We start from the raw sequence: 15983 nt of genomic DNA on the forward strand, positions 1-15983 counted from the left end.
AAAGTTCTACATGAATCCAATCACTCAGGCCACCGCGGTGGCCACCCATGTGACCACGCTGACGCCGTTGTACGCGGAGATCTTCCTGCTGGTGGCCGCCTCGGCCATCCTGCTGATCGACATGTTCCTCGGCGAGAGCAAGCGCGTCGTCACCTACGTGCTGTCGCTGCTGACCCTGGCGGGCTGCGCGGTGTTCTCCTTTGCCGACTTCAACGCCGGCGCCACGGTGTACGCGTTTAACGACATGTTCATCTCGGACCCGATGGCCAACCTGCTCAAGATCGCGTCCTACGTGGCCGTGGCCTTGACCCTGATCTACTCGCGCCAGTACGCGCACCAGCGCGGCATGCTGGGCGGCGAACTGGGCGGCGAATTCTACGTGCTGGCGCTGTTCGCGCTGCTGGGCCAGATGGTCATGATCTCGGGTAACAACTTCCTGTCGATCTACCTGGGCCTGGAACTGATGTCGCTGTCGCTGTACGCGCTGGTGGCCCTGCGCCGCGATCACGCGCAGTCGACCGAGGCGGCGATGAAGTACTTCATCCTGGGCGCGCTGGCGTCGGGCTTCCTGCTGTATGGCATCTCCATGCTGTACGGCGCCACCGGTTCGCTGGAACTGACCGAAGTGGCCCGCAAGGCCGCCGACGGTTCCGTCAAGCCTGCCATCCTGGTGTTCGGCCTGGTGTTCGTGGTAGCCGGTCTGGCCTTCAAACTGGGCGCCGTGCCGTTCCACATGTGGGTGCCGGACGTGTACCAGGGTTCGCCGACGCCGGTGACCCTGCTGCTGGGCGCCGCGCCCAAGCTGGCGACCTTCGCCATCTGCGTGCGCCTGCTGGTGGAAGGCCTGCTGCCGATGGCCAACGACTGGCAGCAGATGCTGATGATCCTGGCCGTGCTGTCGCTGGGTATCGGCAACCTGACCGCGATCGCGCAGACCAACCTGAAGCGCATGCTGGCGTACTCGACCATCGCGCAAATGGGCTTCGTGCTGCTGGGCCTGATGGCCGGCGTGGTGGGCGTGGACAAGAGCGCTGCCGCCGCTGCCTACAGCTCGGCGATGTACTACTCCATCGTCTACGTGCTGACCACGCTGGGCAGCTTCGGCCTGATCATGGTGCTGTCGCGCGTGGGCTTCGAAGCCGACGAGCTGAACGACTTCAAGGGCCTGAGCAAGCGTTCCCCATGGTACGCGCTGATCATGTCCATCCTGATGTTCTCGCTGGCCGGCGTGCCGCCGCTGGTGGGCTTTGCCGCCAAGTTCTCGGTGCTGCAGTCCGTGCTGCACACCGGCGCGCTGTGGCTGACCGTGCTGGCCGTGATGTTCTCGCTGATCGGCGCGTTCTACTACCTGCGCGTGGTCAAGGTCATGTGGTTCGATGAGCCGACCGACACCGCTCCGCTGGCCGTGAACGCGGACACCAGCGTGGTGCTGGGCCTGAACGCGCTGGCGATCGTGGCGATGGGCATGATTCCAGGTCCGCTGCTGAACGCCTGCATGAAGGCCATGACCCAGACCCTGGCACTGTAATGGATATTGGCGCCTCCAGCTGGCTGGTCATCATGCTCGCGGTTGCGGGCGCCAACTTGCCGTTCTTTAACGACAAGGTCTTCGCAGTCATCCCGGTCAAGGCCGCGCTCACTTCCGGCGCGCCTTCGGCCACCCGGCGCGCCGGCGCCACGGTGCACAAGAACTTCCTGGTGCGCCTGATGGAGCTGGCGGTGCTGTACTTCCTGGTGGGCGGCGTGGCCGTCCTGCTGGAAGGCCGCATCGGCACCGTGTTCCCGCAAACGTGGGAGTTCTACGCCATCTCTGCCTGCCTCTTCATCGTGCTCGCATTCCCCGGTTTCGTCCTGCGCTACCTGTACAAGCCCCGTCACTGATACACTGCGGTTTCTGTCTCAGCAAGAGGAGGGCGCATGGATGCGCACCTGAAAGAAACCAAAATCGACGGCGGCGTGGCCTATGACGGCCGCTTCCTCAAAGTCCACAACGACCGCGTTGCGCTGCCCGACGGCAAGCACACCGGCCGCGAATACATCAAACATCCCGGCGCGGTCGTCATCATCCCGCTGCTCGACGACGGCCGCGTGCTGCTCGAGCGCCAGTTCCGCTATCCGCTGGACCGGGTGTTCATCGAACTCCCGGCCGGCAAGAAGGACCAGGGCGAGAGCGCGCTGGACGGCGCCAAGCGCGAGCTGGAAGAAGAAACCGGCTACACCGCCAGCGACTGGCACTTCGTCTGCACCATCCACAACGCGATTGCCTATTCGGACGAGCACCTGGATATATTCCTGGCGCGCGGCCTGACCGCCGGCCCGCCCAAGCTGGACGATGGCGAGTTCGTGGAAACCTTTACCGCCACTGCCGGGCAGATGCTGGAATGGGTGCGCACCGGCGAGATCACCGACGTGAAAACCATCATCGGCGCGTTCTGGGTGGAGAAGATATTGGCAGGAGTGTGGCAGCCGGGCTGAGCGCGATGAGAGGCATGCAACAATGGCCTTCGCGGTGGCTTGCACTGTGGCTGCTGCTGCTGCTCGCAGCCGGCGCGGCCTCGGCGGCGGGCGCGAGCCGGACGCCGTTCCAGGCGCGCTGCGAGGACAGCATCAACAAATCGGTGTCCATACTGACGGCGCAGCAGAACGGCTACAGCGTGGACAACCACCTGTCCTACCGCACGCTGACCACGATGAAGGGCGCGGCGCGGGCCAACACCTATGTGCTGGGCCTGACCAAGACCGAGTCGCGCGTGGCCATCGCCACCGACGGCGCGATGCTGGTCGATCCGGTGACAGGCTACGAGTGTGTATCGCCGCAGGTGACCGTGAAGCTGAGCTACGCGCCGGTGCTGATCTACGTCGGCAGCGAGTTCCCGCCGGGGACCTGCGGCTACCGGGAAATCCTGGAGCACGAGTTCCGGCACATGAAAGCGTATATGGACCATCTGCCCAGGGTGGAACAGACCGTGCGCGCCGCGCTGGCCAACCGCTACGGCGGCAAGCCGTTGTACGCGCCGGGGGGCACCGCGCGGGTGGCGCTGGCGCGGGAAATCGACACCGGCTGGCTGCCGTACATCAAGGCCGAGATGGCCAAAGTGGAAGCGGTGCAGGCGCTGATCGACGCCCCCGCCGAGTACCAGCGCCTGAGCAAGGCGTGCAATGGCGAGATCCAGGCCGTGCTGAACAAGAGCCGGGGCCGCCGCTAAAGAGAATAGTATGACTGAACAAACCAGCAATAACTCCGAACGGCCAGTGCAGCCGACGGTAGCGCCGGCAGCGCCAAGCGGCGCGGCCGGCGTGCGCCATTTCGCCTTGATCCCGGCCGCCGGCGTCGGCGCGCGCATGGCTGCGGCGAGTCCCAAGCAGTACCTCGCGATCAACGGCAAGCCCATGCTGCGCCACACGGTGGACGCCTTCCTGGCCAGCCCGCTGATCGCGCACACCTTCGTCGTGGTCAGCGAGGCCGACGGCTACGTGGCCGAGGTGCTGCCGGAAGCGGCTGCGGCGGGCAGTGCCGGTGGGCTGGGCGGCGCCGGCTCACGCGTCACCGTGCTGCGCTGCGGCGGCCCGACCCGCATGGACAGCATCCTGAACGGCCTGCGCGCCGCCCGCGAACTGATCGGCGACGCCGACCTGGTGCTGGTGCACGACGCCGCGCGCCCAGGCCTGACGCCCGCCCTGATTGCCAAACTGATCACGGAGGCGGGCACGAATCCGGCCGGCGGCCTGCTGGCCCTGCAGGTGGTGGACACCGTGAAAACCACCCAATCCGGTGCCACCGCCACCATCCCGCGCGACGGCATGTGGCTGGCCCAGACTCCGCAAATGTTCAGCTATGAGCTCCTGCTGCGCGCCTTGTCGAGCGCCGCCGACCCCAACGCGATCACGGATGACGCCAGCGCCGTCGAGCTGCTGGGCCTGTCGCCGCAACTGGTCGAAGGCCATCCGAGGAATCTGAAAGTAACTTTGCCCAGCGATATACGCATCGCCGAAATGTATTTGTCACACCCAGAAAAGGAAGAAACATGACCGTCGCACTCCCATTCCGCATCGGCCAGGGTTATGACTGCCACCGCCTGGTGGAAGGCCGCAAACTGATACTGGGCGGCGTCGATATTCCCCACCACCTCGGCCTGCTCGGCCACTCCGATGCCGACGCTTTATTGCACGCCATTACCGACGCCATATTAGGCGCCGCCGCGCTGGGCGATATCGGCAAGCATTTTCCCGACACCGACCCGGACTTCAAAGGCGCCGATTCCCGAGTCCTGCTGCGCGAAGCCGCCAAGCGCGTCAAAGCCACCGGCTACGACATCGGCAATATCGACGCCACCATTATCGCCCAGCGTCCTAAAATGGCGCCGCATATTCCTGCCATGGTGGCGAATATCGCCGAAGATTTGGGCGTGTCGGTCGGCCAGGTAAATATCAAAGCCAAGACCAACGAAAAGATGGGCTACCTCGGCCGCGAGGAAGGAATTAATGCCGACGCAGTCGCGTTGCTGATTCGTATCTAACTGTCCCTGCTTTACCTCGCGCACGAGCTTCCTGTTCTTACAGGATATCGGCAAGCCGCTTGGACTCGTCCCAAGTGAAGCGTTGCTTGTGCCTTGAGTTTGGGCAGAGGTACGGCCATCTCATGCTACTTATTGGCTTGAATGTGCCGCAAATGGGCATGATGGAGGCGGGGTTTCGCTGCGGCGGGCGAATGAAGGCATAATACGGGTGGATAATTTATGAGGAAGTGCGATGGCGCGTGATATTTATGCTTACCGGGATGTGGCAGTGGAATCCTGCTGGCGCGACGGGCAGGTGAAGATTTGCCCGGTGCCGGGCCAGGCTTATTCCAATGCTTTGCTGGTGCATTGTGCGCGCGCAATGAGCGATACCGATGTTTATCCGGTGGGAACGCAATTCCTGGTGTCCGCGAAACTGACTGACCGCCAGGGCGGTACGCCATTCCTGTATGTATATCCCGGCGACCCGTTGAAGGTTTTATCGCCCAGGGAGTGCGAAGTGTTCCTTGGGAAGTTTATTCGAGGGCGCATTTAAAGGGAGACTAAATGAAGCTGAGGGAAATCGACCATATTGTGCTGCGCGTGGTGGACCTGGATAAAATGGTCCAGTTTTATACCGGCGTGCTGGGTTGCACGATTGAGAAGAAACAGGAAGAAATCGGATTAATCCAGTTGCGCGCCGGGAGTTCGCTGGTGGATTTGATTCCGGTGGACGGCAAGCTCGGTAAAATGGGCGGCGCCGCGCCGGGAAAAGAAGGCCGCAATGTCGATCATTTCTGTTTCCGGGTGGCGGATTTTAATGAGGCCGCCATTCTGGCTGAGCTAAAAGCCGCCGGCGTAACAGCCGGTCCGGCCGAATCGCGCTACGGCGCGGAAGGAGAAGGGCCGTCGATTTATATCAACGACCCCGAAGGCAATACGGTGGAATTAAAAGGGCCGGCCTGGGAATAGGCCGCCCCGATATTCAATCCTGGTCGTCGTCGTCCAGGTCGGCTTTGCCGCCGCGCGAGCGGGCAGCGTCGGCCTGGGCTTTGAGCTTGGCCGCTTCCGCCATAAAGTCCTTGATCGGATGGTCCGGACTCTGGCGCACCGCCGGCGGCAGCAGCACCGACATATACGGCTCGTCCGCCAGCCTGCCCGAACTTTGCAGGTTGCTTGCCAGTATCAGACCCGACCCCAGCGCCATCAGCACCAGGCAGCCCTTCAGCAGCGGTTTAGGATTACGCGGCTTAATGGTGCGCATGTGGAAAAAGATCACGCCGCAGATTATGGCCAGTGTGACAAGATTGCCGTAGCGCGTAAGGAACTCCAGCGACCACGCGTAAGCCAGCACATTGCTCACCACCCGCCACGCGCCCGCCGCCACCAGGCCGGAGCCGAGGATGAACAGATGCCGTCCCATGCGCGCATGCCCGCCGAACAGGCGGTTGGCCAGCGCCCACAGCCCGCTCCACACCAGCCCGCCGCCGATGCCCGAAGCGATCAGCAGTAGATAGCGGATGGTCTGGAACGATTCCGCGTCCGAATCCACCAGCGCCGCCTCGGCGCCGACGAACAGCGCGATCAGCGCCACGCCGGCCAGCGCCGGCGCGCCGCCTTCCCAGGCATGCATGGTGGTGTCCGCGATTTCCGCCGGCACGGGGAATTCCGCGTCGCGTATCCGCAGCCGGGTGTGGCCCAGGCGCACCACCGTGGTGCCGCTGAGCGGCACGCTGAGCTGGCGCTTGCCGAGGTGGACCAGGCCGTTCTGCGTGCCCAGGTCGTGCATCACCAGGTGGCCGTTGTCGTCCGCTTCCACCACGGCGTGGCGTTCGGCCGTGTGGGCGTCGTCCAGGATGAAATCGTTGCCGTAGCCGCGCCCGATATGGATGGGCAAATGCTCGATCCGCTGACGCTGCACCACGTCGCCATTGGCTGCCAGCACTTCAATGAAATAAGGGGGCGTCATTTCACCGCCCCGCGCGCCAGCGCTTCAAGGAACGCCTGGGTGGCGCGCATGCCGTTGTCGTAGGACACGCCGCGCGCGTCCATGCGGCTCTGCAGGTTCATCAGGCCTTCGTCGGTGCTGGCCGTGAGCAGGGCGAAATCGTACAGGCCGGCGAACTTGCGGTAGGCGCGCACGCACAGCACGGCGCGCAGCGGCAAGGTCTTGTTCTTGACGAACATCTCCGTGCATTGCGGGCCGGTCAGGTGGGTTTCCTTGTTGCCGCCGAAGGCCTCGTTCTGGAAGGACGCGCTCGACAGCTGGGCGAAGCGCACCGCGTCCAGCCCGGTGCTGCGCATGAACTGGTGGCGGATGCCGATGGCGCCGGTCTGCAGGTTGCCGGATACGAAAATGGCCGATTCCATCGAGCAGTTGGTGATGTCCACCGTGTACGGCTTGTTGGCCTTGACGTTGGAACGGCCCCAGCAGCGCATCTGCTCCGACTCGCGCACCGGCACCATGTAGGGTCCCATGGCTTTCATGGTCATGGGCGTGGCCAGCAGCTGGTCCACCATGGCTTTCTGGTGCTGCAGCAGCTGCTCCACCACCACGGAGGTGAAGTTGCGCGGCGGCGCCTTGTCCTGCTGGACCTTCTTCAGCAAATCCTGCGCGAAGCGCGCCGGCACCAGAAAGCTGACCAGCTCGCCGTCCAGGCGCTTGGACACGTTCACGCCGGCGATGTCGCCGTCCACGGTCACACTGGGGCCGCCGCTCATGCCGGAGTTGATGGGGCCGGTGAACATCAGCTGGTCGTAGAAGCTGCGCGTGATGACGCCGTTGTATGAGCCTTCCGAGATCGCGAAGCCCAGGTCGAGCGGGTTGCCCAGCGAGTACAGGTACTGGCCCTGGCTCAGGTGCGCCAGCTGCTCGGGCACCTTGAACACGCCGGTGCCGTTGCGGTTCACGCGCACTACGGCCAGGTCGTGCAGCACGTCCACCGCCAGCAGTTCCACGTTGCCGCGCTGGCCGCCGGTGTCGACCCATTCGCCGATGTAGTTGTCGGGATCGAGCGCGAACTGCGACACGACGTGGTAGTTGGTGACGACCAGGTTGCTGTTGCCGACCAGGAAGCCGGAACCGACCGAAGACTGGGTGCGGCCGCTTTTCAGCAGCGAGCGCACCTGCAGCAAGTCGGCCTTGGCGCTGGAATAGAGTTTTTGCGCCGCGCTGGAGGGTGGCGGCAGCGGCTGGCCTGCTTCAGCGGCAGCGGGGGCAGCCGCGCCTGGACCGGGCTGCTGCGGACCCTGCGCGGGGGAGCCGGGAATAGGACGGGGCGCTATGCTGGGCGTTTGCGGCGCGGTCTGGGCCTGCGGGGCGGCCAGCGCCTGGGCGCAGCCCCAAGTCATGGTCAATACGGTGGCAAGACGGGTAAGTTTCATGCATTCCTTAGACTTGGGACGGCGAAGTCAGATGCTTACAGTTCGCCGTCCTCGGCTGCCGCTGGCGGCGGGGTCATCATGTGGCCCAGCTTGGCGGCCTTCGTGTTCAGGTAATTCTGATTGAATTTGTTGCGGTTGACCAGTAGCGGCACGCGTTCGGCCACCGGAATGCCCAGCGCTTCCATGGCGGCGATCTTGCGCGGGTTATTGGTCATCAGGCGCAAGCTTTGCACGCCGAACTGCTTGAGCATGGGTTCCACCAGCGCGTAGTTGCGCTGGTCGGCCTTGAAGCCGAGCTGTTCGTTGGCCTGCACCGTGTCGGCGCCGGCTTCCTGCAGGCGGTAGGCGCGCATCTTGTTGATCAGGCCGATGCCGCGGCCTTCCTGGCGCAGGTATAGCACCACGCCGCGGCCCTCGGCAGCCACTTTCTTCAGCGCGCCTTCGAGCTGGGCGCCGCAATCGCAGCGCTGCGAGAACAGCACGTCGCCGGTCAGGCATTCCGAATGCACGCGCGCCAGCACCGGCGCACCGTCGCCGATGTCGCCCAGCACCATGGCCAGGTGCTCCTTGCCCGTGGCGTGCTCGACAAACGCGTGCAGCGTGAACTGCGCCCACGGCGTCGGCAGCGCGCAGGAGGTCACGTAATCGAGTTCTTCTTTCACTGGTGCTTCGGCGGCGGACTGCATGGCTGTGCTCTTCTATCAGATGTGTATCAGATGTTTCGGGTGCTAATCGGGTGCTAAAAGTAAAAAAGGCACGCCGAACCGCATTGCGGATCGTGCGTGCCCTGCCATCATAGCAAAAATTACGCTGTAGCTATGTTAGGCCCTGTTATACCTATTTCAATAGGGCAAATCGAATACCAGCACCTCGGCCGCCTCGGCACGGGCCAGCGCTACCGCAGGCTCGTCGTTCACCTTCAGCGCATCGCCGCCTTTCAGCTCCACGCCGTTGACCGACACGCTGCCGCGGATCACGTGGACGTAGGCGGTGCGGCCCTTGGCCAGCGTGTGCTCCACCGCATCCGCGCCGTTCAGGATGGTGGCGTAGATGGCCGCGTCCTGGTGGATCAGCACCGAGCCTTCGCGGCCGTCGCTGGAGGCGACCAGGCGCAGCTGGCCCTGCTTGCTTTCCGGCGCGAAGTGCTTTTCCTCGTAGCTGGGAGGAATGCCCGTCACGTTAGGCTGGATCCAGATCTGCAGGAAGTGCACGCCGTTCGTTTCCGAATGGTTGAACTCACTGTGCCGCACGCCGGTGCCTGCGCTCATGCGCTGCACGTCGCCGTATTTCAGCACCGAACCGTTGCCCATGCTGTCCTTGTGCGCCAGTTCGCCTTCCAGCACGTAGGAAATGATTTCCATGTCGCGGTGGCCGTGGGTGCCGAAGCCTTGCGCCGGAGTCACTTTGTCTTCGTTGATGACCAGCAGCGGGCCGAAGCCGGTGTGCTTGGGATCGTAGTAGCTGCCGAAGGAGAAAGTGTGGCGCGAATTCAGCCAACCATGGTTAGCCAGACCGCGTTCTTCGCTTTTACGTACTTGCAACATGGTGAACTCCGTTTCTTTTATCAGGTTATGTGCAATAAATTCGAAGGGTTGTAAACTTGCGCCTTGAATTCGCTGCACCGATAGGTCAAAGTATAGGCCTGTGCTTCCGTTTCAAAAAACGGAAAATTTATGGACCTATCATCGAAAAAATCGAATGCTTAGACTAAGCCTGGAAGCCTTGCAAATCGTGGACGCCATCGACCGGCGCGGTTCCTTCTCCGCCGCCGGCAAGGAGCTGCACCGCGTGCCGTCCACCATTTCTTATACCGTGGGCAAGCTGGAGGACGATCTCGGCGTGCAAGTGTTCGAGCGCAACGGCCCGCGCGTGGAGCTGACACGCGCCGGCCGCGAGCTGCTCAAGGAGGGACGCTACCTGCTGAAAGCGGCGCAGGACCTGGAGCACCGGGTGCGCCGCGTGGCGTCCGGCTGGGAGACGGAACTGGCGCTGGGCATCGATTCGATGTTTTCGGCCGTGGCCTTCGACCAGGACGTGCGCGCCTTCTACGAGGTGGCGCAGCAGACCCGCCTGCGCATTGTGCAGGAGGCGCTGTCGGGCACCTGGGAAGCGCTGCTGGACCGGCGCGTGGACGTGCTGGTGGGCGCGCCCGGCGACGGCCCGGCCGGCGGCGGCTATGTCTCGCACCCCATCGGCAGCATCAAGTTCGTGTTTGCCGTGGCGCCCAGCCACCCGCTGGCGTCGGCCACCGGTACGCTGGGCCGCAACGAGCTGCAGCACCACCGCGCCATTGTCATGTCGGATTCGGCGCGCCAGATGGCGCCGCGCACGGTCGGCCTGCTGCTGGGGCAGGACACGCTGACCGTGCCCACCATGTACGCCAAGTTCCAGTACCAGGTGGCCGGGCTGGGCTTCGGCTTCCTGCCCGAGCCGTGCGCGCGCAAGGCCATAGCCGAGGGGCGCCTGGTGGAGAAGGCGGTGGAGGAACCCAAGCCGGATGAGACGTTCTATCTCGCCTGGCGCACCGGGGAGGAGGGCGCGGCGCTGAGCTGGTGGATCAAGCGCATGCGCCAGCCGGGCGTGTTCGACCATTTGTGTCGTTTTTTGTCCAGTTAAGCCGGTCGCGCCATGGTGCGCCATCGGCAGCTTTGTTGACCAGAGCCAATACTTTCGGAGTAACATAATGAAATCATTAAAGGCCCAGCCTCGCGCTCTACCGGACCCACGCCATGACCGTATTGACTGACGCACCTCCTGTTTTTCTGCAATTGCTGGCCGACCGCAACGGCAAGCCTGCCGGGCTGGTGCTGGACGGCGCCGCCGCCGCGCTGCCGGACGAGCAGATGAAGGCGCTGGCGGGCCTGTTCCCTTGTTTCATCCGCGCCGGGCTGGAGCACGCGCAAGCGTGGCTGGAGGCCGGCTGGCTGGCGTTGCCGGGCAATGTGCAGCGCGCCGACACGGTGTTCGACAAGGCCGCGCTGCCGGCGGGCGCGGTGCTGGTGGAAGGCCGCTGGCCGCTGGCGCCGCCGCCCAAGGCAGTGGGCGCGCAAGCCGCCTCGCGCGCGCTGGCGCTGCAGCTGGTGCAACTGGTGAGCAACGACGGCGACACCCATGAAATCGAGGCGCTGCTGCGGCGCGACCCCACGCTGTCCTACCACTTGCTCAAGCTGGTCAATTCGCTGGGCATGGGCAGCAGCCGGCGCGTCAGCAGCTTCGCGCAAGCCATCCTGATCCTGGGGCGGCAGCAGCTGCGCCGCTGGCTGAACCTGATGCTGTTCTCGGCGCGCGAAGGCGACTTGCGTTCGCCCATGCTGCTGGCCAAGGTGGCGGTGAGGGCGCACGCGCTGGAACTGCTGGCGCGCGGTACGGGCCTGGGCAAGGCGCAGCAGGAGCAGGCTTTCATGGTCGGCATGTTTTCGCTGCTCGGCGTGCTGTTCGGCATGCCGCTGGACGAGGTGCTGGCGCCGCTGACCATCAGCGAGGCGGTGCAGCAGGCGCTGCTGGAGAAGCAGGGCGAACTGGGCGAGCTGCTGGCGCTGGTGGAGGCGGCTGAACGGGGCGACTTCGCCGCCGTGGCCGGCCGCCTGGAAGCGGCGCAGCTGGAGCCGGCTGAATTCAATCGCGTGGTGGCCGAGGCGCATTTGTGGATGCTCAGCGTGGCCACCGACAGGGCAGGCAGCAGCCATGCTTGACGATGCGATCGCGCGTTGCCTGGCCCTGAGCCAGGCGGCCCGGACGCAACAGGGCGCGGCCCTGGCGGCAACGCTCGCCGCACTGGATGCGGCGCTGGCCGAGGTGGCCGGCGCGCGCGCCGCCCAAGCCGCCGGCCCGGCGCATGCAGCCGGCGCCGGCGCCTCGGCCCCCGCCTCGGTCCCCTCGGATGGCGGGGAAGCTGCCCTGGAACTGGACCTGGCCGGCTACATCACCGCGTGGACCGCCGGCGCCGAGCGCCTGTTCGGCTACACCGAGCAGGAGGCCGTGGGCCAGAACATTCTGTTCCTGTACACCGAAGACGACGATGGCGCGCTGGCCGAACTGCTGTACGAGCAGGACGGCGGCGTGTGCGAAGTGCGGCGGCGCCGCAAGTCCGGCGAAGTGATCTGGGTGCAGCTGGCCTTGTCGCTGCTGCAGGACGAGATGGGCGAGCCGCAGGGCATGCGGGTGCGCATGGTGCACGTGAGCGAGCCGCTGTCGGACTTCGACAAAATCAGCCTGCACGCCCGCATCATCGAGGACAGCGAGCAGGGGGTGCTGATCACCGACGCCAAGGAGCGCATCGTTTCCATCAACAGCGCGTTTACGCGCATCACCGGCTACACGCCGGGCGAATCGCTGGGCAAGACGCCGGACCTGCTGCGCTCCGGCGTGCACGACGCCGAGTTCCGCGCCAAGGTGCGCGCGGCCATGGCCGGCAACGGCCCGTGGCGCGGCGAGATCGTCGGCCGGCGCAAGAACGGCGAGCTGTTCCCGCAGTCGGTGACCATCAGCGCGGTGCGCGACGCCGAGGGCAAGATCAGCCACACCTTCTCGCTGTTCTCCGACATCAGCGTGCACAAGGACGCCGAGGCGCGCATGCAGCGCATGGCCAACTACGACACCCTGACCGGCCTGCCCAACCAGTGCCTGCTGACCCAGCTGATGACGCAGGCGCTGACCGAGGCGCGCCGCAGCAACGAGCACGGCGCCTTGCTGGTGATCGAGATCGGCCGCCTGGGCGCCATCAGCGACACGCTGGGCCATGACGTGGGCAACGAATTGCTGAACGCGATCGGCAAGCTGTTCCGCACCGTGCTGCGCGACGCCGACATCCTGGCGCGGCTGGACGGCAACCGTTTCGGCGTGGCGCTGCTGCACATTGAAAAGCGCGAGCACGCCGCCATCGTGGCGCAGAAGCTGGCCGGCGCGCTGGCCGCGCCCATCCAGCTGGCCGCGCACAGCCTGCAGGTGAGCGCCAGTATCGGCATCGCGGTCTACCCCGAGGACGGGCTGGAGACCAGCGCGCTGATACGCCATGCCGACGTGGCCACCTCGAAGGCGGTCCAGGCCGAGTCGGCCTTCCTGTTCTACAGCGAGGAAATGAACCAGCGCGCCAAGGAGCATTTGCGCATTGAGAGCGAGCTGCGGCAGGCGCTGCTGCACGACGAGCTGCAGCTGTACTACCAGCCCAAGGTGAGCTTGCGCAGCGGCCGCATCGTGGGCGCCGAGGCGCTGCTGCGCTGGCGCCATCCGGTGCGCGGGCTGGTGTCGCCCGGCGTGTTCATCCCGGTGGCCGAGGAAACCGGACTGATACTGGAGCTGGGCAACTGGGTGCTGGAGGAAGCGTGCCGCCAGGTGCGCGCGTGGAAGGACGCCAACCTGATCATGCCGCCGATCGCCGTCAACCTGTCGGCGCGCCAGTTCGACAGCCAGCTGCCGGCCCGCATGGCCGACGTGCTGCGGCGCTATCAGGTGCACCCCGAGCAGATCATGCTGGAGATTACCGAGAGCCTGCTGGTGCGCGGCGCCGACAATGTGGTGGCCATCATGAACGAACTGGTGGCCATGGGGCTGGCGCTGGCGCTGGACGATTTCGGCACCGGCTATTCCAGCTTGGCCTATCTGAAGAAATTTCCCATCAGCACGCTGAAGATCGACCGCTCCTTCGTGGTCGGCCTGCCGTACGAGGAAAACGATTGCGCCATCGCGCGCGCCATCGTCACCATGGCGCAGCAGCTGCGGCAGGAGATCGTGGCCGAGGGCGTGGAGACGGCGGAGCAGATGAGCTTCCTGCGCGACCTGGGCTGCGACCAGCTGCAGGGCTATCTCTTCAGCCAGCCGGTGCCGGCCGACGATTTCGAGCGCATGCTGCGCGAGGGCAAGCGGCTGGCCTTCGGGGCGCGCTAGCCGGGCGCGCCGCCCCGGCCCGGCCGCAGTCCGGGGCGCCCCAGCATACGCTGCGCGGCGGGGCGCACGGCTCACCAATTGTCACTTTGCGAAATCTCAGTCGAAGATGAGACAACCCTGCCGTGCGCACGCATGCGCGGGCGTAGCATGTGTGCTCGTCCATTGCCGGGAGAGCCGCCATGCGCATACGAAACACCCTGTTGTCCGCCGCCTTGTGCACGCTGTGCGCGGGGCCGTCGCTGGCCGCCGCGCCGCGCTACGGCGTGACCCTGATCGATCCTGTGCCGGGCAATGCCACGGTGGCGGCCCTGAACAACGCCGGCACGGTGGTGGGCAGGCGCTACGATGAAGCGCTGGGCGGCTATGTCGCCTACGCGTGGAACGCGGGCCAGTTCACCACGCTGCCGGGGCAGATGGAGTCGCCGCGCGCGATCAGCAACGCCGGCCATATCGCGGGCGTCAGCCCGGTCTACGAGGAGGGCGGCTACCAGCAGATGATGAGCTGGGGCCTGGTCTACCACCACGGCGTGATGCACGGCGTGCCCGATCCGATCACGCCGGATTATTCCACCGGCCGCTGGTACACCTTCACGTCGCCGCTGGGCGTGAACAGCGCCGGTACGGTGCTGGCCATGCAGGAAACCAATGCCGGCAGCGGCGTTTTCCTGGCCCAGGGCGACACCGCCACCATGCTGCCGCTGTCGCAGGGCGAGGCGATCAACGAGGCCGGCCAGGTGCTGGGCAATAGCTACTTCGGCAATGGCGCGTCGGTCCGCGCGGTGCTGTACGACGACGGCAATCTGGTGGAGCTGGGCTCGCTGGCCGCGGACGGCAGCAGCGTCGCCAGCGACCTGAACGACAGCGGCCTCGCGGTGGGGGCCTCGGGCGGGCGCACTTTCATCTGGCGCGATGGCGTGATGGAGGCCTTTGGCAGCCTGGCGAACGAAACTGCCACGGCGGTCAACAACCACGATGGCGTGATTGGCACCTTCGTCCACGGCGGCACGGGGCTGGACTACCGGCATTCCTATCTGTACCAGGATGGCGTGCAGTATGACTTGCAGGATTTGCTGGCCGGCGGCGGCGGCTGGCGCATCACGGATGTGACGGACATTAACGATAGCGGCCAGATCGCGGGACGGGCGTGCAACGGGGCGGGGCAGTGCTTTGCGGCGCTGCTGGTGCCGGTGCCGGAGCCGGCCACGTGGGGGATGCTGCTGGCGGGGCTGGGGGTGGTGGCGGCGCGCAGGCGTGGCGGATTACGGCGGCGGGCCGCCTAATCCGCCCTACGGTTATTCGGTGCGCTTAGTCGAGGCGGATTTTTTCGATCAGGAAGTCGAGCATGACGCGCACGCGCGGCGGGAGCTGCTTGCCGGGGCCGAGGAAGACTGCGTGCACGGCTTCGAGGTCGGCCGGGTTGTAGTCTTCCAGCACCGGCACCAGGCGGCCGGCGGCGATGTCGTGCTTGGTGTGCATGCGCGATAGCCGCACCAGGCCGACGCCGGACAGCGCCAGGTGGCGCATGCTTTCGCCATCGCCCAGCAGGGCGTTGCCTTCGGGGCGCAGCTGCATGATGCCGCCCTTGCCGTCGAGGAAGGGCCAGAGCGGCACCTGGCGCCGGAAATTGAAACCGAGCAGGTTGTGCTGCGCCAGGTCGTCCGGCGTTTGCGGCGTGCCGCGCTTGGCCAGGTAGGCGGGCGAGCCCAGCACCACCATGCGGCCTTCGCCCAGCTTGCGCGCCACCAGGTTCGACGCCTTCAGCTTGCCGGCGCGGATGGCGATGTCGGTGCGGTCTTCCAGCAGGTCCACCACCATGTCGGTGCCGGCCACGTCCACCGTGATGTCCGGGTAGCGCTCCAGGAATTCGGGCAGGATGGGCAGCAGGTACAGCATGGCGAAGGGCACGAAGCAGTTGATGCGCAGCCGCCCGCGCGGCACGCCGGTGGTGGACGCTTCGCGCTCGGCGCTGTCCATGTCTTCCAGGATGCGCACGCACTGGCTGTAGAAGGCCGAGCCCTCGGGCGTGGTCTGCAGCTGGCGGGTGGAGCGGTGCAGCAGCCGCGTGCCGAGGCGCGCTTCCAGCCGCGAGATGAGCTTGCTCACTGCCGACGGCGTCATCTTCAGGCGCTGCGCGGCGGCGGAAAAGCCGCCTGCGTCCACCACGTCCACAAAGACCGCCATTTCCGCTGCGCGGTTGATGTCCTGCCGGGCCATGATTGA

General features: G+C 65.6%; 17 protein-coding genes. 12 read left to right on the plus strand and 5 right to left on the minus strand.

The features are described from left to right. Positions 1-10: 10 nt before the first annotated feature. The 8 genes from nuoN (at position 11) to ACFJI2_RS05260 (ending at position 5468) form a co-directional block, all read left to right on the plus strand. Positions 11-1528, plus strand: a complete 1518-nt coding sequence (nuoN, locus tag ACFJI2_RS05225) for an NADH-quinone oxidoreductase subunit NuoN (RefSeq protein ID WP_107981110.1) — start codon at positions 11-13, stop codon at positions 1526-1528. After that, complete coding sequence (locus ACFJI2_RS05230) at positions 1528-1881, plus strand: DUF2818 family protein (protein ID WP_132138026.1); 354 nt, start codon at positions 1528-1530, stop codon at positions 1879-1881. The genes nuoN and ACFJI2_RS05230 overlap by 1 nt, the downstream gene beginning before the upstream one ends. A gap of 36 nt (positions 1882-1917) precedes the next feature. Further along, entirely contained in the window at positions 1918-2475 is a 558-nt protein-coding gene (locus ACFJI2_RS05235) for an NUDIX domain-containing protein (protein WP_377704046.1), read from the plus strand. Between the two features lie 14 nt (positions 2476-2489). After that, the gene (locus ACFJI2_RS05240; RefSeq protein WP_377704047.1) at positions 2490-3206 is read left to right on the plus strand and encodes a hypothetical protein; all 717 of its coding nucleotides are present in this window, start codon (positions 2490-2492) and stop codon (positions 3204-3206) included. Positions 3207-3216: 10 nt separating this feature from the next. Continuing rightward, complete coding sequence (ispD, locus tag ACFJI2_RS05245; RefSeq protein WP_377704048.1) at positions 3217-4029, plus strand: 2-C-methyl-D-erythritol 4-phosphate cytidylyltransferase; 813 nt, start codon at positions 3217-3219, stop codon at positions 4027-4029. Continuing rightward, positions 4026-4517 (plus strand): 2-C-methyl-D-erythritol 2,4-cyclodiphosphate synthase, encoded by a 492-nt coding sequence (gene ispF, locus ACFJI2_RS05250; RefSeq protein ID WP_377704049.1) that lies wholly within the window; start codon positions 4026-4028, stop codon positions 4515-4517. Before ispD ends, ispF begins: the two co-directional genes overlap by 4 nt. Before the next feature lie 232 nt (positions 4518-4749). Then, positions 4750-5052, plus strand: a complete 303-nt coding sequence (locus ACFJI2_RS05255; protein ID WP_377704050.1) for a hypothetical protein — start codon at positions 4750-4752, stop codon at positions 5050-5052. Between the two features lie 11 nt (positions 5053-5063). Continuing rightward, positions 5064-5468 carry a VOC family protein gene (locus ACFJI2_RS05260; RefSeq protein WP_377704051.1) on the plus strand — a complete coding sequence of 135 codons (405 nt, stop codon included), beginning with the start codon at positions 5064-5066 and terminating at the stop codon, positions 5466-5468. A gap of 13 nt (positions 5469-5481) precedes the next feature. On the opposite strand, the gene ACFJI2_RS05265 is transcribed toward ACFJI2_RS05260, so the two are convergent. The 4 genes from ACFJI2_RS05265 to ACFJI2_RS05280 all read right to left on the minus strand — a co-directional run bounded on the left by ACFJI2_RS05265 (position 5482) and on the right by ACFJI2_RS05280 (position 9424). Further along, complete coding sequence (locus ACFJI2_RS05265) at positions 5482-6465, minus strand: FHA domain-containing protein (RefSeq protein WP_377704052.1); 984 nt, start codon at positions 6463-6465, stop codon at positions 5482-5484. Further along, on the minus strand, positions 6462-7880 hold the full coding sequence (locus tag ACFJI2_RS05270) for a serine protease (RefSeq protein WP_377704053.1): 1419 nt from the start codon (positions 7878-7880) through the stop codon (positions 6462-6464). Before ACFJI2_RS05270 ends, ACFJI2_RS05265 begins: the two co-directional genes overlap by 4 nt. A gap of 35 nt (positions 7881-7915) precedes the next feature. Further along, on the minus strand, positions 7916-8566 hold the full coding sequence (gene ribA / locus ACFJI2_RS05275) for a GTP cyclohydrolase II (protein WP_056397224.1): 651 nt from the start codon (positions 8564-8566) through the stop codon (positions 7916-7918). Positions 8567-8722: 156 nt separating this feature from the next. Continuing rightward, a complete protein-coding gene (locus ACFJI2_RS05280) occupies positions 8723-9424 on the minus strand; it encodes a pirin family protein (protein ID WP_377704055.1) in 702 nt (233 codons plus the stop codon). A 154-nt stretch (positions 9425-9578) separates the two neighbouring features. Here ACFJI2_RS05280 and ACFJI2_RS05285 point away from each other — a divergent pair, with 154 nt between their 5' ends. From ACFJI2_RS05285 to ACFJI2_RS05300, 4 genes are all read left to right on the plus strand, one after another. Further along, the gene (locus ACFJI2_RS05285) at positions 9579-10496 is read left to right on the plus strand and encodes a LysR substrate-binding domain-containing protein (protein WP_107874954.1); all 918 of its coding nucleotides are present in this window, start codon (positions 9579-9581) and stop codon (positions 10494-10496) included. Between the two features lie 113 nt (positions 10497-10609). Continuing rightward, on the plus strand, positions 10610-11572 hold the full coding sequence (locus tag ACFJI2_RS05290; protein WP_377704056.1) for an EAL and HDOD domain-containing protein: 963 nt from the start codon (positions 10610-10612) through the stop codon (positions 11570-11572). Then, on the plus strand, positions 11565-13763 hold the full coding sequence (locus ACFJI2_RS05295; protein WP_377704058.1) for a putative bifunctional diguanylate cyclase/phosphodiesterase: 2199 nt from the start codon (positions 11565-11567) through the stop codon (positions 13761-13763). The genes ACFJI2_RS05290 and ACFJI2_RS05295 overlap by 8 nt, the downstream gene beginning before the upstream one ends. 179 nt (positions 13764-13942) lie before the next feature. Continuing rightward, positions 13943-15043, plus strand: coding sequence for a PEP-CTERM sorting domain-containing protein (locus ACFJI2_RS05300; protein ID WP_377704059.1), 1101 nt, complete (start codon positions 13943-13945; stop codon positions 15041-15043). Between the two features lie 25 nt (positions 15044-15068). On the opposite strand, the gene ACFJI2_RS05305 is transcribed toward ACFJI2_RS05300, so the two are convergent. After that, a complete protein-coding gene (locus ACFJI2_RS05305; RefSeq protein WP_377704060.1) occupies positions 15069-15977 on the minus strand; it encodes a LysR family transcriptional regulator in 909 nt (302 codons plus the stop codon). Positions 15978-15983 lie beyond the last annotated feature (6 nt).

The sequence above is a fragment of the Pseudoduganella sp. UC29_71 genome, from assembly GCF_042693265.1.
Taxonomy (GTDB): domain Bacteria; phylum Pseudomonadota; class Gammaproteobacteria; order Burkholderiales; family Burkholderiaceae_D; genus Rugamonas.

Coding starts and splice junctions, on each gene's coding strand:
- ACFJI2_RS05300 (WP_377704059.1), top strand. CDS start 13,943: ATGCGCATACGAAACACCCTGTTGTCCGCCGCCTTGTGCACGCTGTGC.
- ACFJI2_RS05255 (WP_377704050.1), top strand. CDS start 4,750: ATGGCGCGTGATATTTATGCTTACCGGGATGTGGCAGTGGAATCCTGC.
- ACFJI2_RS05295 (WP_377704058.1), top strand. CDS start 11,565: ATGCTTGACGATGCGATCGCGCGTTGCCTGGCCCTGAGCCAGGCGGCC.
- ACFJI2_RS05230 (WP_132138026.1), top strand. CDS start 1,528: ATGGATATTGGCGCCTCCAGCTGGCTGGTCATCATGCTCGCGGTTGCG.
- ACFJI2_RS05305 (WP_377704060.1), bottom strand. CDS start 15,977: ATGGCCCGGCAGGACATCAACCGCGCAGCGGAAATGGCGGTCTTTGTG.
- ACFJI2_RS05260 (WP_377704051.1), top strand. CDS start 5,064: ATGAAGCTGAGGGAAATCGACCATATTGTGCTGCGCGTGGTGGACCTG.
- nuoN (WP_107981110.1), top strand. CDS start 11: ATGAATCCAATCACTCAGGCCACCGCGGTGGCCACCCATGTGACCACG.
- ribA (WP_056397224.1), bottom strand. CDS start 8,566: ATGCAGTCCGCCGCCGAAGCACCAGTGAAAGAAGAACTCGATTACGTG.
- ACFJI2_RS05240 (WP_377704047.1), top strand. CDS start 2,490: ATGCAACAATGGCCTTCGCGGTGGCTTGCACTGTGGCTGCTGCTGCTG.
- ispF (WP_377704049.1), top strand. CDS start 4,026: ATGACCGTCGCACTCCCATTCCGCATCGGCCAGGGTTATGACTGCCAC.
- ACFJI2_RS05265 (WP_377704052.1), bottom strand. CDS start 6,465: ATGACGCCCCCTTATTTCATTGAAGTGCTGGCAGCCAATGGCGACGTG.
- ACFJI2_RS05290 (WP_377704056.1), top strand. CDS start 10,610: ATGACCGTATTGACTGACGCACCTCCTGTTTTTCTGCAATTGCTGGCC.
- ACFJI2_RS05270 (WP_377704053.1), bottom strand. CDS start 7,880: ATGAAACTTACCCGTCTTGCCACCGTATTGACCATGACTTGGGGCTGC.
- ACFJI2_RS05280 (WP_377704055.1), bottom strand. CDS start 9,424: ATGTTGCAAGTACGTAAAAGCGAAGAACGCGGTCTGGCTAACCATGGT.
- ACFJI2_RS05285 (WP_107874954.1), top strand. CDS start 9,579: ATGCTTAGACTAAGCCTGGAAGCCTTGCAAATCGTGGACGCCATCGAC.
- ACFJI2_RS05235 (WP_377704046.1), top strand. CDS start 1,918: ATGGATGCGCACCTGAAAGAAACCAAAATCGACGGCGGCGTGGCCTAT.
- ispD (WP_377704048.1), top strand. CDS start 3,217: ATGACTGAACAAACCAGCAATAACTCCGAACGGCCAGTGCAGCCGACG.